This window comes from Chryseobacterium vaccae, assembly GCF_009602705.1.
GTDB lineage: Bacteria > Bacteroidota > Bacteroidia > Flavobacteriales > Weeksellaceae > Chryseobacterium > Chryseobacterium vaccae.
This window is the reverse complement of sequence record NZ_VSWH01000001.1, coordinates 3208852-3235215: the sequence shown is the minus strand read 5'-3', so window position 1 is coordinate 3235215 and position 26364 is coordinate 3208852. Positions and strand designations below refer to the sequence as shown.

At 37.6% G+C, this 26364-nt stretch carries 19 protein-coding genes; 5 read left to right on the top strand and 14 right to left on the bottom strand.

Annotated elements, in window-relative coordinates; all coding sequences use genetic code 11:
• Positions 1 to 4: 4 nt before the first annotated feature.
• Together FW768_RS14665 and FW768_RS14660 are read right to left on the bottom strand one after the other, a co-directional pair.
• Complete coding sequence (locus FW768_RS14665) at positions 5 to 1642, bottom strand: tetratricopeptide repeat-containing sensor histidine kinase (protein WP_153396620.1); 1638 nt, start codon at positions 1640 to 1642, stop codon at positions 5 to 7.
• Positions 1643 to 1716: 74 nt separating this feature from the next.
• Positions 1717 to 1914 carry a hypothetical protein gene (locus FW768_RS14660; RefSeq protein ID WP_153396618.1) on the bottom strand — a complete coding sequence of 66 codons (198 nt, stop codon included), beginning with the start codon at positions 1912 to 1914 and terminating at the stop codon, positions 1717 to 1719.
• A gap of 383 nt (positions 1915 to 2297) precedes the next feature.
• On the opposite strand from FW768_RS14660, the gene FW768_RS14655 reads away from it, so the two are divergent.
• Positions 2298 to 3152, top strand: coding sequence for a hypothetical protein (locus FW768_RS14655; protein ID WP_153396616.1), 855 nt, complete (start codon positions 2298 to 2300; stop codon positions 3150 to 3152).
• A 42-nt stretch (positions 3153 to 3194) separates the two neighbouring features.
• Here FW768_RS14655 and msrA read toward each other — a convergent pair whose 3' ends face one another.
• From msrA to FW768_RS14610, 9 genes are all read right to left on the bottom strand, one after another.
• Positions 3195 to 3749 (bottom strand): peptide-methionine (S)-S-oxide reductase MsrA, encoded by a 555-nt coding sequence (gene msrA, locus FW768_RS14650; RefSeq protein WP_153396614.1) that lies wholly within the window; start codon positions 3747 to 3749, stop codon positions 3195 to 3197.
• Positions 3750 to 4449: 700 nt separating this feature from the next.
• Entirely contained in the window at positions 4450 to 5418 is a 969-nt protein-coding gene (locus FW768_RS14645) for an ROK family protein (protein ID WP_153396612.1), read from the bottom strand.
• Between the two features lie 83 nt (positions 5419 to 5501).
• The gene (locus FW768_RS14640) at positions 5502 to 6716 is read right to left on the bottom strand and encodes a PepSY-associated TM helix domain-containing protein (RefSeq protein ID WP_153396611.1); all 1215 of its coding nucleotides are present in this window, start codon (positions 6714 to 6716) and stop codon (positions 5502 to 5504) included.
• Positions 6717 to 6767: 51 nt separating this feature from the next.
• A complete protein-coding gene (locus FW768_RS14635) occupies positions 6768 to 8891 on the bottom strand; it encodes a TonB-dependent receptor (RefSeq protein ID WP_153396609.1) in 2124 nt (707 codons plus the stop codon).
• Positions 8891 to 10087, bottom strand: coding sequence for a PepSY-associated TM helix domain-containing protein (locus tag FW768_RS14630; RefSeq protein WP_153396607.1), 1197 nt, complete (start codon positions 10085 to 10087; stop codon positions 8891 to 8893). Before FW768_RS14630 ends, FW768_RS14635 begins: the two co-directional genes overlap by 1 nt.
• Before the next feature lie 41 nt (positions 10088 to 10128).
• Positions 10129 to 12297 (bottom strand): TonB-dependent siderophore receptor, encoded by a 2169-nt coding sequence (locus FW768_RS14625; protein ID WP_153396605.1) that lies wholly within the window; start codon positions 12295 to 12297, stop codon positions 10129 to 10131.
• Positions 12298 to 12449: 152 nt separating this feature from the next.
• Positions 12450 to 15524 (bottom strand): preprotein translocase subunit SecA, encoded by a 3075-nt coding sequence (gene secA / locus FW768_RS14620; RefSeq protein ID WP_153396603.1) that lies wholly within the window; start codon positions 15522 to 15524, stop codon positions 12450 to 12452.
• Positions 15525 to 15651: 127 nt separating this feature from the next.
• Complete coding sequence (locus FW768_RS14615; RefSeq protein ID WP_002662059.1) at positions 15652 to 15873, bottom strand: DUF2795 domain-containing protein; 222 nt, start codon at positions 15871 to 15873, stop codon at positions 15652 to 15654.
• Positions 15874 to 16016: 143 nt separating this feature from the next.
• Positions 16017 to 17039, bottom strand: a complete 1023-nt coding sequence (locus FW768_RS14610; RefSeq protein ID WP_153396601.1) for a GDP-mannose 4,6-dehydratase — start codon at positions 17037 to 17039, stop codon at positions 16017 to 16019.
• Positions 17040 to 17125: 86 nt separating this feature from the next.
• Here FW768_RS14610 and FW768_RS14605 point away from each other — a divergent pair, with 86 nt between their 5' ends.
• The gene (locus tag FW768_RS14605; RefSeq protein WP_153396599.1) at positions 17126 to 17920 is read left to right on the top strand and encodes a DUF2797 domain-containing protein; all 795 of its coding nucleotides are present in this window, start codon (positions 17126 to 17128) and stop codon (positions 17918 to 17920) included.
• 52 nt (positions 17921 to 17972) lie between these two features.
• Here the strand turns inward: FW768_RS14605 and FW768_RS14600 are convergent, their stop codons facing one another.
• The 3 genes from FW768_RS14600 to FW768_RS14590 all read right to left on the bottom strand — a co-directional run bounded on the left by FW768_RS14600 (position 17973) and on the right by FW768_RS14590 (position 22273).
• Positions 17973 to 20042 carry a protein-disulfide reductase DsbD family protein gene (locus tag FW768_RS14600; RefSeq protein WP_153396597.1) on the bottom strand — a complete coding sequence of 690 codons (2070 nt, stop codon included), beginning with the start codon at positions 20040 to 20042 and terminating at the stop codon, positions 17973 to 17975.
• Between the two features lie 87 nt (positions 20043 to 20129).
• Positions 20130 to 21782, bottom strand: a complete 1653-nt coding sequence (locus tag FW768_RS14595) for a DUF6029 family protein (protein ID WP_153396596.1) — start codon at positions 21780 to 21782, stop codon at positions 20130 to 20132.
• Positions 21783 to 21787: 5 nt separating this feature from the next.
• Positions 21788 to 22273 (bottom strand): TlpA family protein disulfide reductase, encoded by a 486-nt coding sequence (locus FW768_RS14590; RefSeq protein ID WP_231128696.1) that lies wholly within the window; start codon positions 22271 to 22273, stop codon positions 21788 to 21790.
• 204 nt (positions 22274 to 22477) lie between these two features.
• Here FW768_RS14590 and FW768_RS14585 point away from each other — a divergent pair, with 204 nt between their 5' ends.
• From FW768_RS14585 to FW768_RS14575, 3 genes are read left to right on the top strand one after another with little or no spacing between them, the layout of a single operon-like run.
• Complete coding sequence (locus FW768_RS14585; protein WP_153396594.1) at positions 22478 to 23542, top strand: Omp28-related outer membrane protein; 1065 nt, start codon at positions 22478 to 22480, stop codon at positions 23540 to 23542.
• A 41-nt stretch (positions 23543 to 23583) separates the two neighbouring features.
• Positions 23584 to 25449, top strand: coding sequence for a T9SS-dependent choice-of-anchor J family protein (locus tag FW768_RS14580; protein ID WP_153396592.1), 1866 nt, complete (start codon positions 23584 to 23586; stop codon positions 25447 to 25449).
• Between the two features lie 55 nt (positions 25450 to 25504).
• Complete coding sequence (locus FW768_RS14575) at positions 25505 to 26251, top strand: T9SS type A sorting domain-containing protein (protein ID WP_153396590.1); 747 nt, start codon at positions 25505 to 25507, stop codon at positions 26249 to 26251.
• Positions 26252 to 26364: the final 113 nt, after the last annotated feature.

Here is a 26364-nt window from a genome sequence, read left to right as displayed (position 1 = left end):
TTTTTTAAGAAACAGGAAATGAAATATTGATCTTCAGTCCTTTTTCGGTTTTGGTGTCAAAAATAATAGCTCCATGTATTGCTGCCATACGGGAAACCGTATTAGTAAGGCCGTTTTTATGAATGATATCGCTAGGAATTCCAATTCCGTTATCTGTATAGTGTATTTCAACTTGATTTTCGAATCTTTCAAATTTAAAAACGACACGTGATGCCCGGCTGTGTTTTTTCATATTCACGAGCAGTTCGCGGATGACCTGATAGATTTCTTCAAAATGCGATTGGGGTAGGCCAGTCCATATTTCATCTTCATTGCCTACAGTGTAGGTTTCTGTATCATCGTTTTTGAACGAAGCGATAAGATTGGATATTTTCTCCTTATAATCTTTTGGGCTGCCCATCTGATCCAGTTTATCGTAGGAAATGTCTCTTGATTTTTCGTAAACAAATTCAAGTTCGTCAAGGGCCTTTTCTTTATCGAAGCTTTCCTGGTTTTCTATCTTAGTCATTACCTGATAAATGCCGTTAGCTACAACATCATGAACTTTTTTGGACATTTTGAGCTCGGTGTTTTTTACTTCGAGTTCTTTTTCCTGCTGAAGTCTTATTTTTCTTTTTCTATACCAAAGTCCTCCGCCAACTAAGAGAACGGATAAAGTTAATAAACCGAAATTCTTTTTTAAGCTTTCAGCTTTTAGTATTTCATTTTCGGCTCTTTTTCCTTCTAAATCATAACGGACAAATGCAAATTGATTTTTTGCTTTATTTCTTTCTGTTTGGAGATCACTATTGATAGAAACAAATTTTTGAAAATTTGTTAAATAATTTTGAGGATCTAGTATTATAATTTTTTGTAATGCTAGTATTTGGTCGCTTGGCCTTTTAGTATTGACAGCTGTTTCAAACATTTTTTTTGCAAAGGATAATGACAAAGACTTATCTTTTTTTGCAAAATATTCTGATAGAGTTTCAAAACTAGAGTTTTTTCCCAATTCATCTTTATTCTTCTCTCTAATTTCTAATGCTTGATATAATTCAGGAAGTGGATCATAATTCTCATCATCGAGGTATTTGGCTTTTGCAAGATTATTTAGGGCCTTTGAGTAATTAATGCTACTATTAGTGAGTAAAGCCTTTTGTAAATATTTTTTAGCCAACTTAAAATTTCCTTGTGTAACTAATACATCACCAATATTGTTATAGCATAAAAGTTTATCATCTTCATTTTCTATATATGTTAAAGCTTTAAAATAAAAGTCAAAGGATTTGTCAAAACTTTTAAGGAAATGAAATGCTAAAGCAATATTATTGTAATTTGTTGCTAACGTACTTCTTATAGTACTATCTTTTTCTTTTTTAAGATACTTATTGGCCTCCAATGAAGATTCAATTCCTCCAAAAAAATCTCCTTTATTAGTCTGAATCATAGCCATATTTACTAAGGATTTTCCTATCCCTAACGAGTCGTTAGTTTTAAGATAATCATTTTTAGCCAAGTTATAATAATAAAATGCAGAATCTGTTGAATTTGATTCTCTACAAATTCTTGCCTTTTTGTAATTTTTATTATCATATGCTATATATTTTTTCTTCTTACAGGAGAATAGGGCTAATCCTAACATGATAAATAATAACCATTTCATAGCTGCTTGTTTTACATGCAAAATAAGAAAAAGGACAGATTTGTACAATCTGTCCCGGTATTTTAGTGTTCTTATTAAGGTTTAGGTTGAGGCGGCGGCGGCAATTGACCTGAGTTTCCTCCTACAGGTTCTCCTGGCTCTCCCGGATCTATCCCTGCTCCACCACCATCATTTTGCACGGTTACCGGATTCTGGCCGTTATTATCTGTTACTGTATGGGCATTATTATTTGAGAATGCTAAAGCGATTAGCATTAGAATGAACTGTATCATCTTCTTAAAAATTTAAAAATTTGGGACTTCTGTAGTTGCCCGCGAAACCGATCACAGGTAGAGCTACATGTTTAAAAAAAATTGAAGCGCTTCTAAATTTTTGGGAAGTGAACCTTCAAAAACGGAGGAGAAAACATCTGCTTCCCAACCCGGAGTTTTACCTCCGTTTTATCTGGTCATTTGAAATCAGTTTCGTATTTTTGTTTTTGTAATGTTTTGTTTGTCACTGATTTCTATGGCAAATTTGGAGAAAATGCTCATACGGGACTAAGACAAAAGACGGACACCAATAGACAGAGAATGGACAGGCGCCGTGTTACGGAAATCCGTAATGTGGTATGAAGAAAAATTACCTATTTTGTAACGGCTGTAAAAAACTAAATATGTCCAAGGTAAAACTATTAATTCATGAGGTTTTTAGACTAGGAAAAGAGGGCTCAGGAAGGGATACGAAAAATGGGATAGCTTTGTATTTAAGTCTATATTTAAGTGATACATTGAATTTTGATATTGCAGATAGAACCTTAGTCAGGTATTATGATGCCTATATTGCAGAGACGGGTGTGGAAGTCAAAATTGAACCTTATAAACTTGATAAGCTTAGCCAATATGCAGGCTATAGAGATTTTTCAGAGTTTTCCAGAACTTTTATTAGAACAGATGAAGCTGCTAATTCCACAACGGTGAGAATAAGTGTGGATAAAGATGAAGAATCTATTACGGAGAACCTGTCTAAGATCAATATTAATATTACAAATGAGCAGCATTTTAAGATGCCGGATTTTATGAAGAAAAACGGTATGGGTATTATGGAAATTGCTTTGCTCATCTGTCTGGTTACCGGAAATGTACTTTTTTCCAATAATAAGAAAGTCAATAAAGATTATTCGGGTGCCCTTGGGTTTATGTCAATGGGAGCTTCAGCTGAAAAGAAATATATGTACTGGAATGGAGAAAGGTATATAGGGACTGACAGTAGTTATATCAGACCAGGGCTAGCAATAGTTGCTATGAACAAACATGATTTCATGTTTTTTAGAAGAATTATGAGAAAAGATACTTTGACAGATCTAAATGCCACAGGAAAAACATGGTATTCGAAATACAATAATGAAGTTGAATTTTTTACGGATGACGGCGTGGATCCGGATACCGGACGGGAATTAAGACGGTCAACATCCTGGATTATCTTCAAATATGCAGGCAAGCAAAAAGATACAATAGTGGCAGAGGAATAAAAAAGAGAGACAAACTTTATTTTATCTCTCTTTTACTATTTTTTATTCTATATTCAGCATTCCCAGTTCTCCATAATGTTTTTTGAACTTCTGGATCTTCGGTCCTACCACTGCACTGCAGTAAGGCTGTGTTGGGTTTTCATGATAATATCCCTGGTGATATTGTTCTGCCGGCCAGAATTTTTCAAACTTTGTAAGTTCTGTAACATAAGTTCCGGTCCATCTTCCCGAAGCTTCAGACACTTTTAAAGCTTCTTCTGCTTTAGCTTTTTCCGCATCATCTTTATAGTAAATAACCGAACGGTATTGGGTACCGATATCATTGCCCTGTCTGTTCAGCTGGGTAGGATCATGAAGGAAGAAAAATACATCCATAAGCTGCTCATAAGAAATAACAGCAGGATCATAAGTAATCTGTACAGCTTCTGCATGTCCCGTTTCACCGGTACAGACTTCTTCATAGGTGGGATTATCTTTGTGGCCTCCCGAATATCCGGAAACAGCAGACTGTATTCCTTTCAGCATATTAAAACAGCTTTCCACACACCAGAAGCAGCCGCCTCCGAAAGTGATCTGCTCAAATTGATTATTTTCCATTGTAATTGATTATTTTTATTCGTTGTTTTTGAAGGATTGTAACCCCGAAAAACCAATCAAAAATAAGAAAAACTTTGATGGTTTTAAATACAAATAATGTGAATGTTTGCATCGATAAAAACTATAAATTAATGAAATGTTTTATGCCACGGAGGCACGAATTTTTTATTTATTATGTTTTGCAGATTATATAAGTTTGGGCTAAGGCCAGTGGATTGTTTTTCTATTATTTAGGCGGATTAAAGTCCTCCTCTATTTTTCTCTTGCTGATCATGATTGAGCAGATTTTTTGTTGGCTAAACGCTAAAGGACGCAAGGTTTTTAACCATTATGCTGTTTTTAAGGCGCAAAAAAAATCAAAGATTTTTAGCAATTTTTTATGATCTGTTTTCATCATTGAAAGAGCCGAAGGCTGGTCTATCGCTTCATCGGATCAACGAAGTTGATTCTACACTTTGCTCCCTTAAAATCAATATTGCCTATACATGAACTTTGCGTGAAAAAAAGCAAGCTATCATATCAATAAGAATTAAATTTCCCATAGATTCCACAAATCCCACTAATGTGGTTAAAAAATTCATTGTCACAGATACCGAATCATTTTACTCGTTAATGGTTGATAAGAAGATCTTTGTATATGTGTATGAACAAAAAAAGCAGCCATTAATGACTGCTTAATATATATATAAAATTTACTCTGTTATTTTTCCCATACAAGGGCACTTGCTCCTAAGATGGCTGCATCGGCTTCATCCAGTTCACTGAAAACCAGTTTTACTTTATTTCTGAAGATCGGCAGAAGGTTTCTTTCCATGTAGAGTTTGGCCGGTTTCAGGATAAAATCCCCAGCTTTGATTACGCCTCCGAAAAGAAGAATCGCTTCTGGTGAAGAAAACATCACAAAGTTGGCTAAAGCTTCACCCAGTTTCTGTCCGGTATATCTGAAAACCTCAATAGCGATCGGGTCTCCTTTCAAAGCACATTCATGTACTGTTTTGGAGTTGATCTCGTCTTCAGGATACTGATTCAGCATGGATTCCGGGAATTCGGCTCTCATTTTCTTTGCTGTAATGGCAATTCCGGTGGCAGAAGCATAGGCTTCTAGGCTTCCTTCAGATCCAGTACTCCAGTGTTTTCTTCCTCCAGGTTTTACAATGGTATGTCCCAGCTCTCCGGCAAAACCGTCATGTCCGTAGATCAGGCTTCCGTTGGAAATAATTCCGCTTCCAACACCTGTTCCCAGGGTGATCATAATGAAATCTTTCATTCCGCGGGCGGCTCCGAAAAGCATTTCTCCAAGAGCGGCTGCATTGGCATCATTGGTTACCTTGCACGGAAGATTGAATTTAGCCGTCATCAGATCCGTGAAATGAATAACACCTTTCCATGGCAGATTAGGGGCCTGTTCAATGGTTCCTTTATAATAGTTGGCATTAGGAGCACCTACTCCGATTCCGTCAAAGTTTTTTTCTGTGCCGTGTTTTTCGATTAAAGGGCGTACCTGTTCATGCAGAGCATCAATGAAATCTTCTACCTTATCGTATGCGTCGGTTCTCAGACTTCCTTTTTCCAGTACTTCGCCGCGGTGGTTTACTACTCCGAACTTGGTATTCGTTCCTCCGATGTCAATTCCCAGGGCAACTTGTTTTGATAAATCTATTAATGACATTTCTATTTGTAATTCTAAAGGGTTAAAATTATAAAAAAGATTGTATTAATAGATTATTAACAAAACATTTATTTAAAAAAGTTTCAGGCAGTTCTGGCGGGTTTCTTTTTTCTTCTTCCCCACCAGATCATGAATCCTGTAACAGGAAGAGAGGCGCATATTAAACTGACAATGAATGCGATGATCTTAGTAGGTAATCCCAGAATGGCACCGACATGGATGTCATAATTGGCATTGACCACTTTTTCACCGAAATTTTTATCCTTAGGATCATGAGTGTGAAGAAGTTCTCCTGAGTTTTCATCAAAGATCAGGCTGCTGCTCTTATGATAAGAGTAGGAAAGATGCTTTACATACACCTCGAAATTCGGGTGCTCATGATCGTCCATATGTTCGTGCCCAAGGTCGATGGCAAAACCGTAAGAGTCGGGATATTTCTGTTTTACGGTATTGATAATCTTATCTAGTGTTCCTTCTGTTCTCAGCTCAATGGGTGCTTTGGTTTTGATGTGGGAAAAGTCCGGATATTTTGTTTCTCCTCCAGAAAATAGTACATAAATTATGGCCTGAACCACAAAGAAAGCATAGAATAATCCGGTGATGGAGAAAATTAAGGCAAAGATTGAGGCATAAAATCCAAGGATATTGTGAAGGTCGTAGTTCTTTCTTTTCCAGCTTTTAACATTTTTCCATTTGAAGGAGAGACGCTGTTTCCTTGCGGCTTTATTTTTCGGCCACCAGAGCACGATTCCTGTAATCAGCATGATCACAAATATAATAACAGGAATTCCTACAACGTAGGCTCCCCAATCCTGTTTCAGAAGGAAACTCCAGTGGATCATCTTTACAATGTTGAAGAATCCATTCTTTTCATCATAAACCCTCAACACTTTTCCGGTATAGGGGTTGACATACGCCTGCTTATAGATCGGGTATTCGTCAAAATAATTCCAGGCTTTCGTATTATGTTCGTACCAGAAGAACATGTATGACATTTTCTTGTCAATAGGAACATTAACCCAGTGGATAGGGTATTTTTCCTTGACCTGGTCAGCAACGGCCTTTTCCATCACTTTGATCGGAAGAACCTGCTTTTGTTCAATATTCTGTTCGTTATGGTAGATAACATCTTTACGGGTAAAGTTTTCCACCTCGTCTTTAAAGACATATAATGCTCCGGTAATGGAAATTATAAAGATCAGGAACCCAATTCCCAAACCAAACCAAAGATGCAGTTTGGCCGACCATGTTTTAAAGAATCCCGGTTTCTTTTTATTATGATGATGTTTTTTCTTCATATGGGTTGTAAAAGCAAAACAAAGATAAGTTTTACTTTTTATTTAGATTAATTAAAATTTATATTCCAGCATTAAGGTTCCTCTGGTTCCCGGTGCGTTCACAAATTCACTATCTCTGGCAGACCACCAGGCAATAGCAGGCTGGTAATTGATATTGAATATATTTTCAACACCAAGAGAGACCTTCCAGTTTTTGTTGATCTCATAGCTTGATTTGAAATTGAAGACAGTATATTCAGGAACGTAACCTTCTCCGTAAGCGAATAATCCGGTTTTGGTATTAGGCTGGAATCTGTCCTGTTGGAAAGCGTGAAGCATATCAATTCCAAGGGATAGGGCCGGGATGGGTTTTGCCTGGATATAGGCAAGGACTTTCGGAGCAGAAATCCTGCTGTTGTTGATCTTCGCAGAATAATCACCATCGTCTTTTAATGAAGTAATTCCTTCCATCCAGCTGTAGCTTCCACCGAAATTGATCCATTTAGCAGGGGTAATATGTAAGAATCCTTCCACACCGTAAACAATTTCAGGGGATCTCTGAATGGTTAAAGCTCTGTCCGGGCTCTGCACAAATGAAGCTCCTAGTTTTGAAGTACTCACATAAGAAGTGATCTCATAGTTGATCCATTTTGAAATTTGTCCCGTAGCTCCAAATTCATAGTTATTAACGATGATTGGTTTTGTTTCAAGATTCTGGATGGTTCCCTGGGTTGAGGTTCTTAATATCCTTCCCAGTTCATTGATGGAATAGGACTGTGAGAAGCTTCCGAACAGATTCAGGAAAGGTTCGATGTTATATCGTACCCCAAGATTGGCTACCAAGGCATTGTATTTTAGATTTCCGCCTGTCACGAAAATACTTTGCGTAAAAGTCCCGTCGCTTTTAAGCGTAGAAAGCGTGTTAAAATCACCTACTTTAACTTTCATGTTTTCATATCGGAGACCTCCTTTTAAGGTAAGTTTCTTTAAAAGGTCCACTTTTATCAATAGAAAGGGGGCAAGATTGGTCATGCTCATGTCTGGGGTCCAGTAGCGGCCGTCTTCAAGCTTCTGTACCGTCTGGTCATTCAGGATATCCATTCCGTACATGATTTCGGCCTGTGAATTCTGAGCATTCCATAATTTGGTGTCAAAATTAATTCTGGCTCCGTATTTTTTGGAAATCACATTAGACTGCCCGCCGCCGAAGAAAGTGTCGCTATAGCCATATACAGTCTTGAAATCCTGCATATACGCATTAAAGTTCAGTGAAGTGCTTCCCCAGAACATATTCTGGTTGTCATAATTGATTCTGAAATTATGATTTTTTGGTGTTCCCTGAGGTGTAGTTTCAAGGCTTTTTCCCACACCGTCTCCGATGGTTGGAGAAATGCCATACTTTCCGGTCTTTAATCCTAAGTTAAGATCTGATTTTGATGCGTAACCAATGTAGGAAGCTTCAATTCTCTGATCAGCATTGATGTTATATCCCAATTTCAGCATACCATTGTAATTGTTCATTTTGGCAGTGCTGTAAGTCGGGGTAAGATAGATGCCGTCTGCATCTTTCATATAACCTGTTCTTTCGTAGGCTAAAGAAAATACATAATCAAACTTATTGATCTTCCCGGATAAAAGCTGGCTGGCTCTTACCCCAAGGGTACCACCGCCTTCGTAAGGCTGGCCCGTAAAGCCGATCTGTGACAGTCCGGAGATTTTCTTATCAGACTTGCTTCTTCTGGTGATATAGTTGATGATCCCTCCATCTGCTCCGTTTCCGTAAATGGAAGATGCTCCTTTGATTACTTCAATTCTTTCAATAACAGAAGGATCGATGCTTCTTAAATCTCTTGCTCCGTTTCTGAGCGGAGTAGACTGTGGAATTCCATCAATAAGAACAAGAACCTGGCGCCCTCTTAAAGTCTGCCCGGTATTGGACGTTTGTCCGGAATTGGTTCCTAAACTGGGAACGGTATACTGAAGAATGCTTGTAATATCTGAATTGACCGTCAGCTGAGACTGAATCTGTTTTTCAGCAACAACGGTTACAGAGCTTGGTATTTCTTTGATGTTTTCTTTTTTCCGGGAAGCGGTCATGATAACTTCTTCCACATCATTTGTCCGGGTGCTGTCTTTAACTTGTGCAAAAACCGTAACAGACCCTAAACACGCAGCTGATAAAAGCGCTTTTTTCATTATATTTTCTTTCCTTGTTTCTTTTGTTTTCCCCACCATACCAGAAATCCTGTTACAGGAAGTGAGGTACAGATGAGCCCGGTGATGAACCAGATGATTTTCCCGAACAGCCCGAAATAAGATCCTGTGTGGATGTCATAATTGGCGTTCGCGTATTTTTCAGCATTGCTTAACTGCTGATGAGGTTTATTGGCCAGAAGTTTTCCTGAGTATTTGTCGAAGACCAGGGTGTTTCTTTCGCTGAATCTTCCTTCCTCTCCGTAAATCGTTATCGGAATATTCTTCAGGTCTTTTCCTTTCTTGTTTTTTCCGCTCAGAGGAATTCTGAAGCTGGCAGATCCTGCATATAATTTTCTCGTTTGTTGTGCCGTAAGATCATATACTGAACTGTTTTTAGCCATCAGCGAATCAGGAGACTTGATTTCTTTGTCTTTGGGAAGGTCTGCCGCTCCGGATAACGTAAAATGAATGGTATTTTTCACATACGGATAAGCGAAATAGATTCCTGTAACACTCATTAACAGGGCAATAAATGAAGCGTAAAATCCTAATACATTATGAAGATCATAGTTTCTGCGTTTCCAGGTCTTTACATTCTCCCAGCTGAACCAGAAGCGTCCTTTTCTCGCTTTTTTATTTTTCGGCCACCATAAAACAATCCCGGTGATCAGCATGATGATAAAGAGAACGGTAGGGATACCTACCACATATTTCCCCCATTCGGAGTTGAGCAGGAGGCTCCAGTGGATGTATTTCAGGATGTTGAAGAAGTTATATTTTTCATCATATACTGCCAAAATTTTCCCGTTGTACTGGTCTACGTACACTAATTTGTTGATCTTTACTTCTTCAAAATAATTCCACCCTTTTTTATTTTTCTCATAGTACAGAAAGCGGTAGGACTTATTTTTATCCAAAGGAATTTCCACAGAATTCAACGGAAATTTTTCATTAAGCTCTGTGCTGACTTTTTCCTTCAGAACATGAATAGAAATGGGTTCAGCTGACGTTTCTTTTACATAAATAGCCTCCTTTCGCAGACTGTTTTGTATTTCGTCTTTAAACACATAGAGAGTTCCCGTCAGTGAAACAATGAAAACAATGATTCCAACGGACAAACCAAACCACAGATGCAGTTTGGCAGACCATTTTTTTGCAGGTGAAGTTTTCTTCTTATGATGATGTTTTTTCTTCATACCAAAAAAGTTAACCCGATGAAGGGCTAACTTTTCATTATTTAAAATTTATATCCTATTGATAGTCTCCAGTTGCGCGGGGCATTGTAGATCCATACGTATTTATCGTCACTTGTATCATTCGGTGTATTGTATCCCGGATCATAGTAACCACTGAACAGCTTTCTGTTCAAAGCATTGTTAAGCATCAGATTGATATCAAACTTCTTAGCCCTGTAGGTGATTCCGAAATTGGTATCAAAGTAATCAGGCAATGACTGGTTTCCGGAATTTGTGCCATACCAGGAAACTCTTCCTCCCTGATACTGATAACCGGCAGATATACCGAATCCCTTTAATAAGCTGTCGCTAAAGTGATAAGAAACCCAGGTATTTTGTACGTTTTTAGCATTCCCCGGGGAAGCCGCTCCAAGAATTTCCGGATTAGTGTCTTTAATGGTTTTGGCGTCAGTGTAAGCATAATTGATAATAATGTTCAGACCTTTTACAATTTCTCCTTTCAGATCAGCTTCAAAACCTCTGGCTCTTTGTTCTCCATTAGCATAATAGAAGGTTTTTGAAGGGGTACTGTTTACAAAATCTTTGGTTAAAATATTTTGCCTTCTTATCTCATATACCGCAAATGTTGAATTCCATTTTCCTCCGAACCAGTCTTTTTTCAAACCAAATTCAATGTTCTGGCCCTTTAACGGAGCCGATATTGAACCTGTAAAAGTATTGGCGGACTGAGGGGAGAATGTTTTGTCAAATACTCCGTATGCGGAAAAATCTTCTGTGATGGAATAGCTTGCACCTACTCTCGGTGTAAATTCTCCGGCTTTATCAGGAGTAACCTCACCCAGATTGGGATATCCTGCATAAGTTGTTCCGCTGGTATATCTTCCTGCCAGAGTAAGACGAAGCTTATTATTGAACATTTCAATCTGATCCTGTGCATAATATGAAGTATATTTTACTCCTTCATCATCATAGAATGCGGCATTTCTGTTCAGGAAATAAGCATCTTGTGAAGGAAGGGCAGCAGGATCTACACCATACATGATATTGTGAATATTTATAGAGCCTCCGCTTCCCATTGAAGAGAAATCAGCCTGGTACTTTCTGTCTCCATAGTCAAATCCGGCAATGATTTTATGTACAATATTTCCTGTATTCAGGCTTCCTCTTAAATAAGTCTGGAAAATATGATTTTTTCCGATAGCTTGCCAGTTGCTCAGGTCTCTTGAAAAGATATTAGGGTCAGAAGGTGTTCTGAAATCTCCCCACCATGAACCTCCATCATAGTTCATGTCCATATAAGCATACTGTGTGCTCCATACCCAGTCTTTATAAAGCTTTTGATCCAGGCTTAAGAATAAGCTTTGATCTCTTACTTTAGTTTCTTTAAAATTAGGATCATTAAAGTTAGTGTGGACCCCTAGTGTGGCATAGCCTTCTTTCGACATGATATAGGCACCCGGCTGGTTGAATTTTAAATGCTGAAAATTATATTGTGCAGTAAAAGTCGTTGTTTTTGTAGGCCTGAAAGTTATAGAAGGAGCAATAATGATTTTGCTTGTTTTGTCATTTTCTACCCATGATTTGTTGGAGCTGCCCATTAAGTTTAAGCGGTAATCCAATACCCCGTTTTTAATAAGAACGCCATCCAGGTCAGCTTCGCCTCGGAAAAGATTGTAACTTCCTGTTGTGAATCTTACACTGTTTGCAAATTTTCCCGTAGGTTTTTTGGTAACTACATTATAAAATCCGGCAGGGTCTCCCATAGATCCCATGAATCCGGCAGGCCCTTTCACAAATTCTATTCTGTCTATAATGGATGCATCAGGGTTAATAGGCCCCCATGTGGAAGAAACGTTCATTCCGTTCATATAAGTGGCGATACTTGCTCCTCTCATGAAAACGTTTGAATAGACATTATCCCAGTGTTCTACTTTTCTTGCGCCGCTCACGTTTCGCACAATTCCTTCAGACATGTTGAGGGTAATCTGATCGGATAAAACCTGTGAACTGACTGACTGTACATTTTGCGGAAGCTCTATAATAGGAGTCTGAAGTCTTAATGATCCGGAAACTTCATTAAGCTTATATTTCTGATAATACCTTCCGTTGACTACAACTTCTTCAATAGCATTGGATTTGATGGTATCTTTTTTCTGGGCGAAAGCCAGCATAGAACTTAGCATAGAAGCACAGATCAGTACATTTTTCATGAAAGTCAAATTTTCTGCAAATATATTGTTTTTAATTATTCTAAATAAATAACTTAATTGATATTTATCATAATTTTATTATACGCTAAATAATAAAACCCCGCTTCATGCAGTTATGAAGCGGGGTTTTAACTTATTTTATTAATTATTTCCTAAGCAGGAATTTCTCCTTTATATAAGAAAGAAATAATTTCTTTGTTCATTTTGTCTACCATTTCACTGAATAGGTGGAATGATTCCTGTTTGTAAATCACAAGCGGATCTTTCTGCTCATAAACGGCACCTTGAGAAGATCTTCTAAGGTCATCCATTTCACGAAGGTGAAGCTTCCAGTTTTCATCGATGATAGAAAGGGTAATATTCTTTTCAAAATCGTTGATAAGGCTTTCACACTGCGTATCATAAGCCTCTTTCAGGTCGGCTACGATGGTCATTGTCTTATGTCCGTCTGAGAAAGGAACCTGGATCATTTTAAACATAGACCCTTGGTTTTGATATACATTCTCAATGATAGGGAATGATTTTTCTTTCAGAAGATTAAGCTTCATCTGATAATCTTCCTGAGCCGCTTTAAATAAAATATTGGTCAGGTCCTGAAGGTTTTTCGTTTTGAAATCATTTTCAGAAACCGGAGATTCCATGGTAAAGGTTTTGATGATATCATATTCGAAATCTTTAAAGCTTCCGGTAGATTTTCCTTTAGCTGCAATAGAATTGGCAACATCAAAAATCATGTTGGTGATATCATACTTCAGGTGATCTCCGAACAGAGCGTTCTTTCTTCTCTTGTAGATCACGTCACGCTGTTTGTTCATTACGTCATCATATTCAAGAAGTCTCTTTCTGATCCCGAAGTTGTTTTCTTCCACTTTTTTCTGAGCTCTTTCAATAGACTTGCTGATCATAGAGTGCTGGATAACTTCACCTTCTTTATGACCCATTCTGTCCATCATTTTAGCAATTCTTTCAGAACCGAATAAACGCATCAGATTATCCTCAAGAGATACATAGAACTGAGAACTTCCAGGATCTCCCTGACGTCCTGCTCTACCTCTAAGCTGTCTGTCAACACGTCTTGAATCGTGTCTTTCTGTACCAATAATGGCCAAACCACCAGCTTCTTTTACTTCTTTTGAAAGCTTAATGTCGGTACCACGACCCGCCATGTTGGTTGCAATGGTTACAACTCCCGGCTGTCCTGCTCCGGCAACGATTTCTGCTTCTTTTTTGTGAAGCTTCGCGTTCAATACCTGGTGCTGAATTTTTCTTAATTGAAGGGCCTTAGAAAGCAACTGTGAAATTTCAACAGAAGTTGTTCCTACAAGAACAGGTCTTCCGGCAGCGGTTAGCTTTTCAACTTCTTCAATTACAGCGTTATATTTTTCACGGTTAGTTTTGTAAACTAAATCCTGTCTGTCATGTCTTAAAATAGGACGGTTGGTAGGAATTACCACTACATCAAGTTTGTAGATCTCCCAAAGTTCGCCAGCTTCTGTTTCAGCAGTACCCGTCATCCCCGCAAGTTTGTTGTACATACGGAAATAGTTCTGAAGGGTAATCGTGGCAAAAGTCTGGGTTGCCGCTTCGATTTTTACATTTTCTTTAGCTTCAATTGCCTGGTGAAGACCGTCTGAATAACGTCTTCCTTCCATGATACGTCCTGTCTGCTCGTCTACAATTTTCACCTCGCCATCAATCACTACATACTCATCATCTTTTTCAAATAACGTATAGGCTTTCAATAGCTGGCTCATGGTGTGTACGCGCTCAGATTTTTCAGCAAAATCAGAGAACAATCTTTCTTTAGCTTCAAATTCCTCTTCTTTGGTAAGGTTTTTAGCTTCTACTTCAGCAATCTCAGTTCCGATGTCCGGAAGAACGAAGAAGTTAGGATCAGAGTTCCCCTGAGACATGTATTCTACACCTTTGTCTGTAAGGTCTACCTGATTGTTCTTCTCCTCGATTACGAAGTAAAGATCTTTATCTACAATCGGCATATCACGGTTGTTATCCTGCATATACTGAGCTTCAGTCTTTTGAAGCAATGCTCTGTTTCCGCTTTCCGATAAGAATTTGATTAACTGTCTGTTCTTAGGAAGACCTCTGTAAGCCTGAAGAAGTTTAAATCCTCCTTCTTTGTTGTTTCCTGCTGCAATTAATTTTTTAGCTTCATTGAAAATGGTAGAAACTGTTTTCTTCTGAACATCAACAATTCTGTCAATAGAAGGTTTAAGAACATCAAACTCCTGTCTGTCTCCCTGAGGAACCGGACCGGAAATAATTAAAGGTGTTCTTGCATCATCTACCAATACAGAATCCACCTCATCTACGATAGCGAAGTTCAGTTCTCTCTGTACCAGTTCTGAAGGTGAAGTTACCATGTTATCTCTCAGATAATCAAAACCGAATTCGTTATTTGTTCCGTAGGTAATATCTGAGTTATATGCTTTTCTTCTTCCGTCCGAGTTCGGCTGGTGGTTATCGATACAATCGATAGACATTCCGTGGAACTGATAAAGAGGCCCCATCCATGCGGAGTCCCTTTTGGCAAGGTAGTCATTCACGGTTACAACGTGAACTCCTCTTTCGGGAAGTGAATTTAAGTAAATAGGTAATGTTCCTACCAGGGTTTTACCCTCACCGGTTGCCATTTCGGCAATTTTACCGCTGTGAAGAATAACCCCTCCGATAAACTGAACATCATAATGGACCATATCCCAGACTACAGGAGTCCCGGCAGCGTCCCATGAGTTTTTCCAGATCGCAGTATCCCCCTGAATCTCTACGAAATCTTTACCCGCAGCAGCCAGCTGTCTGTCCCAGTCTGTTGCTGTAATACGGATTTCTCCGTTCTGTGCCCATCTTCTTGCAGTTTCTTTTACCAGGGCAAAAGCTTCCGGAAGGATCTCACCAAGAACTTTCTCTTCAATTTCGTATGATTCTTTCTTCAGAGATTCAATCTTTGAGAAAAGAGCTTCTTTTTCATCTACGTTAGTTGAATTTTTTACCTGCTCTCTTATCTGTTCTATCTGAGCTGTTATTTTGCTGGTTGCAGATTTTATGTTCTCTTTAAATTCAGCAGTTTTTTGTCTCAGTCCATCATCAGTTAGCTGTTGGATGGCTGGTTCTACAGCTTTGATTTTTGTTACAACTTTTTTTACTTCTTTTAGGTCCTGCGCTTTTTTGTCTCCCAAAAACCCTTTAAGAACTTTGTTTAAAAAACTCATAAATTTTTTGCTTTATGCTTAAAACATGATGCTTTAAGCGTTTTACTGACACGCTTATCGTGTGAATTTTATATCTGAAAAAGGGCAAAAAAGCTCTAAGCATTGTGCTTAAAGCTTATTGCTTTAATTAATATTCGTCTTCGTTCCAAAGGAAATCCTCATCTGTAGGATAGTCACTCCAAACTTCTTCTATTGATTCATAGATTTCTCCTTCGTCCTCAATAGCCTGAAGGTTTTCCACTACTTCCATAGGTGCACCAGTTCTGATTGCATAGTCAATAAGTTCTGCTTTTGTCATTGGCCAAGGTGCGTCACTTAGATATGAGGCTAATTCTAATGTCCAGTACATAATTTTCTGATTTTTTTGCAAAAGTATAAAAATAGCTTATATTATACGCTTTTTTATTACTTGATTTTCAATTCTTTTTAATTAATTTTTGTTCATTGTCCGTCATAGAAAGCATTGCAGCTATGTCAGCAACGTACCTGATGTCATTTTCTCAAAAACCATTCCACAAATTTTTTTATGCCATTTTGGAAGTCGGTGTCTGGTTTGTAGCCTATTAATGTCCGGGCTTTTGCTATATCTGCATTGGTTTTTTTGACATCTCCCGGCTGCATTGGCAGATTTTTTCTGATGGCAGACATTCCAAGTGTATTTTCTATTATGGATACCATTTCAGATAGAGTAATAACCTGGCTCTCTCCCAGATTAAGGACTTCATAGACATTGGAGTGGTCTTCTAAATAAAGGACGGATTTGGTGATTCCATCGATAATATCATCAATATAAGTATAGTCTCTGGCTGTATTTCCGTCGCCATAGAAAGGAATTTCATGTCCTTCAGAAATTAGTTTTGTAAACTTATGAATCGCGAGATCCGGTCTCTGTCTCGGGCCATATACCGTGAAAAATCTCAATTGAATCATGTCGATACCATAAAGCTGATGGTATACATGTCCTAAAATTTCCCCGCATTTCTTGGTTGCAGCATAAGGAGAAATAGGGTTATCCACATTATCCATTTCTTCAAAAGGGATTTTTTCGTTATTTCCATAAACGCTTGATGAAGAGGCGCATATGAATTTTTTAATATTAAATTCCTTGCAGAGTTCCCACAGGTTCATGGTTCCTCTGACGTTGACTTCTTCGTATTCCAGTGGGCGTTCGATAGAGGGGCGTACCCCGGCGAGAGCGGCCAGATGAATAATCATATCAATAGAGTGGTTTTTGAGGATGTTTTCAAGTCCTTTTTTGTCTCTAATATCTTGATAGTAAAGAGTGTATTTGTTGGATTGTGTAAGCTGGGCCAGCTGCCGGATATCCGACTCTTTGTCAGTAAATGTAAAATCCGAATTTTGACCAATAGATTCTAAAGTATTTTTAATTTTGATCTGATAACTGTAGAAATCATCAAAATTGTCAACGTTTATGACAGAATGTCCATTTCTTAATAATTTTTCTGTTAAATGTGATCCGATGAATCCGCTTCCTCCTGTTATTAGATAAACCATTTGTGATTTTTTTTCCGTACAAAAATATAAATTTACTTTTTGAAAATATAATCATTAAATTTACTTAAAAAAGTAATATAAATACGATGCAGTTTCAAGGGCAAATTTTAAAAATGACAAGTTTCGACGCACAGCCGATTCAATATTATCTTAATCTTTCAGGGGATCTTATTCATATGAATGAGCTGTTTGGAAAAGAACTGCATATCAGACATACTGGATTTCAGTGTGTAAACTGCGGTGAAAATAAACCAATTTACAGGATGGGTTTTTGTAAAAGCTGTTTTTTTGAAAGTCCTTATGCCAGTGACACGATTATCCGGCCGGAACTATCTACAGCACATTTAGGAGTTGCTGAGCGTGATCTGGAAGTTGAAAAAGAAATCCAGTTGCAGCCTCATACTGTTTATCTTGCCTATACTGGGGATGTAAAGGTGGGGGTAACAAGAAATACCCAGATTCCGACGAGATGGATTGATCAGGGAGCTACTTTTGCCCTGCCGATTGCCAGAACTGAAAACCGCTACGAAGCAGGAATGATAGAGGTTGCTTTGAAAGAACATCTGCCTGATAAGACTAACTGGAAGAAAATGCTTCAAGATGATTTTGAAGGTGAGATTGATCTTGCTGATTTTCAACAAAAAATAAAAGAATATTTCCCGGAAGACTTCCAGAAATTCTACAGTGAAGGTGAAAATTTATGGAAATTTGACTACCCTTATGAAAAGCCTGCAAAAGTAAGTTCTTTCACATTGGATAAAAAACCGGAATTCACAGGAAAACTAGTTGGAATTAAAGGGCAATATCTGGGTTTTGAAGGAGGAGATTTTATCAATGTAAGAGGGCATGAGGGATATGTAATTGAATTGGTAATAAAATAGAAAATTATAAAAAAAGACTGCTTCAAAATGAAACAGTCTTTTTTATTTATTGTTATTTACTTTTTTTGAAATACTCTACGCCGCATTCGAGGAATTTTTTAAAATCTTCTTTCGGCATGTATCCTGAAACCGGAGTGTTGATTACCTTTCCGTCGGGCGTTATTAAAACATAGTGAGGCTGGGAATTATTATTGAAGTTGACCTGCTGGAATAAGCTCCATCGGTCCCCAATAGTTTTTACCTTTTTGATCTGTCCGTCCCCAAGGTCAATCTTTGTTTTCTGGTCTTCCGGAAGCTCTTCCTTATCATCAACATATAAAGAAGCCAGGACAACATCGTTTTGAAGCGTTGGTAAAATATCCGGCTCACTCCATACAAATTCTTCCATTTTACGGCAGTTTTCACATCCATATCCGGTAAAATCAATCAGGATAGGCTTGTTCTCTTTCTTCGCAATTTCAATGGCTTTAAAGAAATCATGTTCAGGATGCATTCCTAAGATGCCGTCTTTTTCGTCATGGAAATAACTTACATTCAGAGGAGGGAGGATTCCGCTTAACAGCTGAAGTTTCGGGCGGTCAGAAGGAATTAATCCCTGAATGAGATAAATCACAAAACCCATTCCCCAAGCCCCCAAAATCTTTCTGGTAATGGAGATTTTAGGTTTTTTATCATCATGCGGGAATCTGATCAGCCCGAACAGATATAAAGCGAGGCCTAATGCAATGATAATCCAGATTGCAATGAAAAGTTCTCTTTTTAAGAAGAATGTTTTGGAAACCAGGTCAGCTTTGGATAAGAATTTTAAAGCCAGTGCCAATTCTACAAAACCTAAGACCACTTTCACGGTATTCATCCATCCTCCGGATTTCGAAAGACTTTGTAAAGCCTGAGGGAATAAAGCCAGTAGCCCAAAAACAATCGCCCATGCCAGTCCGAACCCTGCCAGAGCAAAAGTAAGCAGCATCGGAACGTTGGTAGAGCCTGTTACAGCGCTTCCCAATAAACTTCCCAGAATAGGGCCCGTACATGAGAATGAAACAATCACAAGCGTTAAAGCCATAAAGAAAATACCGATAATTCCTCCTGCTTCCTCAGCCTTTGAAGATTTGTTGGCAATAGAGCTTGGAAGCGTAATATCGTAGTATCCGAAGAAACTACCTGCAAAGAAGATAAATATGATGAAGAACGCAATATTCAGCCATACACTGGTAGAAATTTCGTTGAAAATATTTCCGGCAATTCCATCAATTAAGTGAAACGGAAGACTTAGCAAAACGAAGATTAAAAGGATGAAAAATCCATAGATCAATGCATCTCTTTTCCCCTTTGCCTTGTTCTTGCTTCCTTTAGTAAAGAATGAAACCGTTAGTGGAATCATTGGGAATACACAAGGGGTCAGTAAGGCAATTAATCCTCCGATGAACCCTAAGAACAGATAGGTCCAGTAATTTTCATCCACCTTTGTTGAGGCTGTTCCGCAGTCCGTTAGTGGTTTCTGGAAATCAAGGGTTTCAATTTTCAGCTGTTTTGGGTCCAGTTTAGAAGCCTCTGTAATCGTTACTTCTCCTTTTGCAGGATCTGTAGCAACTGTTTCTGTTACTTTTGCGGAATCTTTGGCTGGTTCAGCCGTTTCGTCAGTCGCTGCTGCTTCCTCAACACCTTTTGGAGTAACTTTTTGGTTGAATTCTAAAGTATTGGGAGCCAGACACACCCTGTCATCACAGGTCTGATAGGTAATTTCAGAAGTAACGTCTGCGGGTTTTGTAGGATCTTTTAATTTGAATTTCTGTTTGAAGCCTGCTGTATTGGAGTAATATACAATAGTTCCTCCGAAAGCCTCAGAAAATTCCTCGTGCTTTTTACCGACTTCGGTGAATTTACCAATCAGTTCAATATTTTTCCCTGAAACCTTATATTCAGTAGGAATCCCGGTATCTTCAGGAAGATCTTTGGAATAAATATGCCATCCGCTTTCCATGGTGGCATTCAAAACAGCTTCATACTGATTGTTCCCTAAGTCATTGACGGTGAACTTAAATTTTACAGGATTTTTAATCTGTGCATTGATTCCTGCCGCTAAAAATAGGAGGACTGCTAAAAACCAGTTTCTAAATTTCATTTTACTTTTCATTAAAAATTTTGAGAATGCTGAACTGTATTGATTTTAATATGGTATCTTTTTAAATAAAAAATAGAAGAGGAAAGACTAATAGCTGGTACTTATTCCTAATGAAAAGCCTGCGCTTTCAGGCACGAATCTGCAAACTCCGCCTACACACAATAATCCTCCACGCTGTCTTCCGTATGATGCCTGAATTCTCGTGCTGTTTTTCCTGAAAACAAGTCCTCCTGTATAGTAATGCATTTGTTTTTCCTTGTCCGGATTGCCGTAATTATACAGATCATTGATGAAGAATGACCAGTTTTTGTTGAAATTGTACTCCAGAAGTCCTGCTGCCCAATTTCCATGATAGCCTTCAGCCCATTGATGCTGAAGTTCCAGCTTTACAGAACTTTTAGAAAATCTGTAAATATTATCCAGAACAACCGTTTGTGCTTTTACTTCTCCTGAAGTTTCTTCGGTTCTGTACGTATTATAAAACTGATTAATGAGCACCAAAGCAATTTTCCAGTTATCTTTCAGTCTTGTTCTTATATCAAGACTCTGATCTGAGTAGTATTTTTCTCCTAATGCAAGAAAGTCTGTTTTGTAATCTCTTATATTATTGATGTAGGCCCGGTAAGTTCCTTTCAGTCCGTACCAGTTGGAAATGTTAAGTGACAGATCGGTCCCGTATTTCCCTCCCAGGGGTGTTCCTTTTTTTATTTTATAAAAAATATCAAATTGAGACCCTATTTCACCTGATTTTTTTTGAGGAAGAAATGCCAGCCGGGGTTGTGCCTGATAGACATAAATATTGGCAAGACTGTAGTCGTACTGCTTGGTGAGCGCGGGAACATAGTTCAGAACTGAATTATGGTAAATATTTCCTATCTGGTCTCTTTGAGAATAGAAATTAAAGTTTTCCAGTCTTCTTAAGCTTGCAATAATACCAAACCGGTCAGTTGCATAGGATAGATTGAGAAGATAGGCATTTCCTGAAAATATATTGTTGGGATCCAGTGTAGATACCTGTTTTATATTATCCTTGGTTTTGTATAGATATTCAAATTCCAGGGCAAATTTAGAATACTCCATTTTAAGCCGGGATGAGTAGATATTTACATTTTTAGGATATAGGGAATTTTCTTTATTGTCTTCATATTTGTTTACATAGCTAAAGCCTATGCTGGATCTGAAATCCTTCACTTTCATAAGGGAATCCAATCTCATTTCCGCATCCAGTCCTCCAACAACGCCGTCAGAAAGGTTAAATCCGAATCGTTGTTTTCCTAATAAAGCTTTTAGGGTTACAATCTGGTCCGGATCTGTGTATTTTATTTTTCCACCCAGTAAAGAGTTAGAGATCCCTAGCTGCTTATCTTCCCATACCCGCAATGCTAAACCGCTTCCAAATTGTTCATAAAAGTGACCTAAAGTAATATCTATTCCTGCTTTTTCATTGTTATAATTCACAAAATAAGTTCCAAGGTTGGTTTTGGTTAAAGCAGGCGAATAGTTAAGAAGGGCTTTGGGTTCGTAAGATTCAAGCTGAGCGCCAACGGTGAAATTTTTCAATTTATAATTGACGTTCAGGTAATTGTTTGATCTGAACCTTTGGTCAGCTTCGTTTTCTGAAAGCTTTATTTTATTATCGTCTATGTAATATTGTGAATTGGATTCCAGGTTTACTGATAATTGGCAAAAAGACTTAATGCTAAAGAACAGTAATACTATACTTATTGATTTGTGCCGCATAGAAATTAATGTATAGAGTTACATTCTTTAATCTTTTTTATCAGTTCATCCTCATCCCCGGCAGAATAACCCACGTGTGAGTAAACAATTTTTCCTTTGTGTACGAGAATTACATGAGGGATGCTGTTGATATTTAGAGCACGCTTAAGAGTTTGATTGGGATCAAGAAGTATGGTATACGGCCAACCTTTACTTTTTACAACGGTTTTTACTTTTGACGTAGTACGTGAATCGTCTGTTGAGACTGCATAGATAGTAAACTTGCTTTCTTTTTGCCAGTCTTCATATTTTTCATTGATAGTGGTAAGCTCTTCCATACAGGGTAGGCACCACGTGGCCCAAAAACTCATCACCACAGGTGTTGAAGAGTCAATTTTTGAAACATTAAGTTTTTCACCATTTAAGGTCGTAATAGATACATTAGGGACTTCCTGAGCAAGACATAAACCTAAACAGAAGATTAAGAATCCCGATAAAATCATTTTCAACATAGTATTCTTTATTTTTTGATGACAAATATATAATTTTATTGTCAATATTAAAATAAATCCATAATTTCGATGCGAAATATTTATTAAAATGCATGATTTCATTGAAATATTTTAAATAAAATATGTAAAAAATAAACTTTCTATTAAAATAAGCTTTATAAAATTTTGAAAATGCTCTTTTTTAACTAAATACTTAATAAGATTATGAAAAAAAAGTTATTGTTTCCTTTTTGTGTGATATTTTCACTCTTCTTAATCCTTTCCTGTAGCGGATCTCAGAGCGATGAGGGCGATGCTACAGCTACCTATCTGATTATTTCTTCTGAAGGAGGTAATGAAAAATTATTAGGAAAAACTTTTACATTTAAAGTAAAAGATAATCTCAATCATGATATTACTGCGGAAACCGAGATCTATGTTAATGATAAGCTCATTAACGGTAATCTTTATACTCCCGGAGAAAAAGGGACTTATACTGTTTCTGCAAAATATAAAGCATTTCCGGTAAATCCGATTTCTGTAACGGCAATTGTTAATGAAGGTATAAACTTCAAACATCGGATTCTGTACGAGGACTTTACAGGAACGTGGTGTGGGAACTGTACCCGTGCTGGTGCAAGGGCTAAAAATCTCACACTGCAAACTGATGACGGATTTGTTTTTCTTGGCGTACATGGGCCAAGCGGACAAGATCCCTGGTCTAATGCTATAAGTACAGAACTTGAACTTTTTAAAAATGTTACCGGAGCAGATCTGGGCTGGCCTACAATGTTTATCAATAGAAATACAATGTGGGAGGATATGGAAAATTATACAGATATGTCGTTGCCATTATCTCAATTAAAGGCTTCCAGCAAAATAGGGATAAAAATAGGCTCTGCTATATCCGGTAATACACTGAATATTGATACCAGGGTTTCATTTGCACAAAATTTTACAGGACTTAAGATTGCAGCGTTTATCGTAGAAGATGAACTTGTGGGTAAACAAAAGAATTATATCCCAGCCTTAGGTCCTCCTACTATCTATGATTATGTACATCACAATGTTTTACGGAATAAGCTGACTTCTTCTGTGGCGGGAGAAAATATTCCTGATGAACAAACAGTGGTGTCTGGTGAGTACGCAAGATCATTCCAATTCTCTATTCCCTCAGATTATAACCGTAACCATCTTAAAATCATTGTTGCAGTATTAGATGGAGCCGGAGCAGTGCTCAATGTAAGAGAAGAAAAAATTGGAGCAACAAATAATTACGAATTTTTATAAACCTAATGAATTAAAAATATTAACAACTAAAAAACTACTGAATGAAAAAGATTCTATTTATGGCGTGTATTCTCATGTTTGGAATACATCAATCACAGACTTATTACAGTCAGAATTTTAATACAGGATTAAACGGATGGACAAGTACTGATCTGGACGGAGACGGAAAGCAATGGGCGACTATAAATGCTTCAAACGGATTCCCAAGCTTGGGAGCAGGGTCGTTGATTTCGTATTCTTATCAAAATAATGTGGCACTTACTCCCAATAATTTGATTACATCGCCGTTGATCGATTTGAGCACTGTTACTGCTTCTAATGTTTATTTAACGTATGCTCAGGTAACTCATGCCGGTTATCCTGAAGATAAATATTCAATATATGTTACAGCTTCTAATGCAGCTGGGACTATTACTGCTTCCACACCTGTTTATACTGAAACAGTAGCTGTTGGAGGTCTTCAGTACAGATCTATTAATCTGAGTTCTTTTATTGGGCAGCAGGTATATCTTTCCTTTAGGCATTATGATTGTACCGATCAATATTATCTCCTGATAGATGAGGTTCAGATAAAAACTATTCCGAATAATGATTTTACTCTTAAAAATGTTTCTTTAAATCGTTACGGACTTATAAATACTGATTATTCTATTAAAGCAACTGTTAAGAATAATGGAGCACAGAGTATTAATAACGTTACTCTTAACTGGAATGATGGAATAGCGGATCATATTTCTACCATACCATTAGCATCCCCTCTGGGTTTTGAACAAGAAGTGACAATTACCCATCCTGTTGCTGTAAATTTTGCTTCAGTAACAGAAAAAAAACTCAATATTTCAATCAGTCAGGTGAACGGAACTTCGGATTCTTCGCCTGCAGATAACACACTAGCAACGAAGTTTACCACTGTAAGCCAAAACTCACCTAAAAAAGTAGTTATTGAAGAAGGTACAGGGACGTGGTGCGGATATTGTCCAAGAGGAGCGGTTGCCATGGAGAATGCGACAAACAGTTTTCCTAATGATTTTATAGGGATTGCTGTACACAATGGAGATCCAATGCAAGTGGATGAGTATGATACCAATGCGAACTTTAGTGGATTTCCAGGGATGAATGTGGACCGAAGTTTACTGAATGAGGGGGTATCAGTAAGTTTTGCATCGTTTATTAATGAAAGAAAAACCTTAATAATTCCGGCAGCATTAAATGCAACTACTGCTTTGGCTGGACAAGCCCTTACGCTGAATGCTTCAGCAGTATTCAGATCAAACATTACAAATGCCAACTTTAGGTTTGCAGCAGTATTAATAGAAAACGATGTGAAAGGAACTGCAGCTGGATATAATCAGGTTAACTATTATGCAGGGTCTACAACTCCTATGGGAGGATATGAAAATAAACCTAATCCGGTACCTGCCGCAGATATGGTTTATAATCATGTGGGTAGAATGTTATTAGGAGGATATGCAGGGCAGGCAGGTTCGATACCCGCTACTATTACTGACGGACAAACAGTGAACTATACATTTACAGCTAATATCCCGACCGCCTATAATATTAGCAAAATGAAAGCCATATTGCTTCTGATAGATGCAACAACCGGAGAAATAGTTAATGCTGCAGGACCTTTTGCCATCACTGGTACGCTTGGTGTTCATGATGAGAAAACAGATGCTGATGATCTTGTTATATACCCTAATCCATCAAGAGATTTTATCAAAATACAGACGAAAGGAAAAGTAGATTTGAAAATCTTTGATGCCAGCGGAAGGGTTGTTTTAGAAAAATCAGGAGTAGAACCGGATACTTCAATTTCTGTACAGGATTGGGTGAAAGGTGCGTATATCGTTTCTGTTAAAGAAAAAGGTTCAGAACCAATCACTAAAAAATTAATTATTAAATAACAATTTCAAAAATTCGGGGAGGTCTTACGTGGATCTTCCCGGTTTAATAAAGATTATGAAAAAAATTAATATTACAATATTGTTATGCTTACTCTTTTCTTTCCAGAGTAAAGCTCAGATTGCTTTAGCCAAAGAAGATGGAACTCCAATTGCTAATGGACAAATCATTACTTATAATACAGTGAATGAAATGCCGGCAAATCTTCATTATAAGATCAAAAATACCTCAGGATTTCCAATCAATATTCGTATAAAAATTACAGATATAGTGAATGCTACAGGAAGCAGTTTTCAGTTTTGTTATCTAAGCACCTGCCTGCCTTTCGTCACGAAAAATGCTGTTTATCCTGCTAATTCAAAACCTGCAATTAGCATAGGAGCGAACTCAGAAGTGTCCAATGGATATACAATGTGGAATTCAGATACCGGATCAGGGACATTTCCTATTGACTATGTCATAAAATATTATATGGTTGATGATTTTAATAATGAATTGGGAACTCCTGTAACATTTACTTATAGATATAACCCTAATGCGGTGTTAAATGTAAGTGATGTAAAAAAGGATCAAAATTCTTTTGCCAATATTTACTCAACTCTGATCATGGATAACATTAAGATTATATCTAAAGAAAATGGATTCTACTCCATATACAATATGGAAGGAAGAACTATATCAGAGGGAGGCATTAAGAAAGGTGAAAATCTAATAGACTCTTCAGTATTGCTTTCGGGAGCATATATCGTTACTTTGAAAAATGATAAAGGAGAAATTATTTCAAAAAAAGTGATTAAAAAATAATTGATTCAGTTTTAGTATATCTATAAAAGCAGCTCATTCGTGGGTTGCTTTTGTTTTATTAATTTTACTAGAGTTCAGGTTAAGGAAGCTAAGATTAAAGGATTGAAGATGGA

What these genes read in the sequence shown, in the direction of transcription:
- FW768_RS14655 (WP_153396616.1), top strand. Translation starts at nt 2,298, where the DNA reads ATGTCCAAGGTAAAACTATTAATTCATGAGGTTTTTAGACTAGGAAAA.
- FW768_RS14600 (WP_153396597.1), bottom strand. Translation starts at nt 20,042, where the DNA reads ATGAAATTTAGAAACTGGTTTTTAGCAGTCCTCCTATTTTTAGCGGCA.
- FW768_RS14640 (WP_153396611.1), bottom strand. Translation starts at nt 6,716, where the DNA reads ATGAAGAAAAAACATCATCATAATAAAAAGAAACCGGGATTCTTTAAA.
- FW768_RS14615 (WP_002662059.1), bottom strand. Translation starts at nt 15,873, where the DNA reads ATGTACTGGACATTAGAATTAGCCTCATATCTAAGTGACGCACCTTGG.
- FW768_RS14590 (WP_231128696.1), bottom strand. Translation starts at nt 22,273, where the DNA reads ATGTTGAAAATGATTTTATCGGGATTCTTAATCTTCTGTTTAGGTTTA.
- FW768_RS14635 (WP_153396609.1), bottom strand. Translation starts at nt 8,891, where the DNA reads ATGAAAAAAGCGCTTTTATCAGCTGCGTGTTTAGGGTCTGTTACGGTT.
- FW768_RS14585 (WP_153396594.1), top strand. Translation starts at nt 22,478, where the DNA reads ATGAAAAAAAAGTTATTGTTTCCTTTTTGTGTGATATTTTCACTCTTC.
- FW768_RS14645 (WP_153396612.1), bottom strand. Translation starts at nt 5,418, where the DNA reads ATGTCATTAATAGATTTATCAAAACAAGTTGCCCTGGGAATTGACATC.
- FW768_RS14610 (WP_153396601.1), bottom strand. Translation starts at nt 17,039, where the DNA reads ATGGTTTATCTAATAACAGGAGGAAGCGGATTCATCGGATCACATTTA.
- FW768_RS14660 (WP_153396618.1), bottom strand. Translation starts at nt 1,914, where the DNA reads ATGATACAGTTCATTCTAATGCTAATCGCTTTAGCATTCTCAAATAAT.
- FW768_RS14595 (WP_153396596.1), bottom strand. Translation starts at nt 21,782, where the DNA reads ATGCGGCACAAATCAATAAGTATAGTATTACTGTTCTTTAGCATTAAG.
- FW768_RS14665 (WP_153396620.1), bottom strand. Translation starts at nt 1,642, where the DNA reads ATGAAATGGTTATTATTTATCATGTTAGGATTAGCCCTATTCTCCTGT.
- FW768_RS14630 (WP_153396607.1), bottom strand. Translation starts at nt 10,087, where the DNA reads ATGAAGAAAAAACATCATCATAAGAAGAAAACTTCACCTGCAAAAAAA.
- FW768_RS14580 (WP_153396592.1), top strand. Translation starts at nt 23,584, where the DNA reads ATGAAAAAGATTCTATTTATGGCGTGTATTCTCATGTTTGGAATACAT.
- FW768_RS14575 (WP_153396590.1), top strand. Translation starts at nt 25,505, where the DNA reads ATGAAAAAAATTAATATTACAATATTGTTATGCTTACTCTTTTCTTTC.
- secA (WP_153396603.1), bottom strand. Translation starts at nt 15,524, where the DNA reads ATGAGTTTTTTAAACAAAGTTCTTAAAGGGTTTTTGGGAGACAAAAAA.
- FW768_RS14625 (WP_153396605.1), bottom strand. Translation starts at nt 12,297, where the DNA reads ATGAAAAATGTACTGATCTGTGCTTCTATGCTAAGTTCTATGCTGGCT.
- FW768_RS14605 (WP_153396599.1), top strand. Translation starts at nt 17,126, where the DNA reads ATGCAGTTTCAAGGGCAAATTTTAAAAATGACAAGTTTCGACGCACAG.
- msrA (WP_153396614.1), bottom strand. Translation starts at nt 3,749, where the DNA reads ATGGAAAATAATCAATTTGAGCAGATCACTTTCGGAGGCGGCTGCTTC.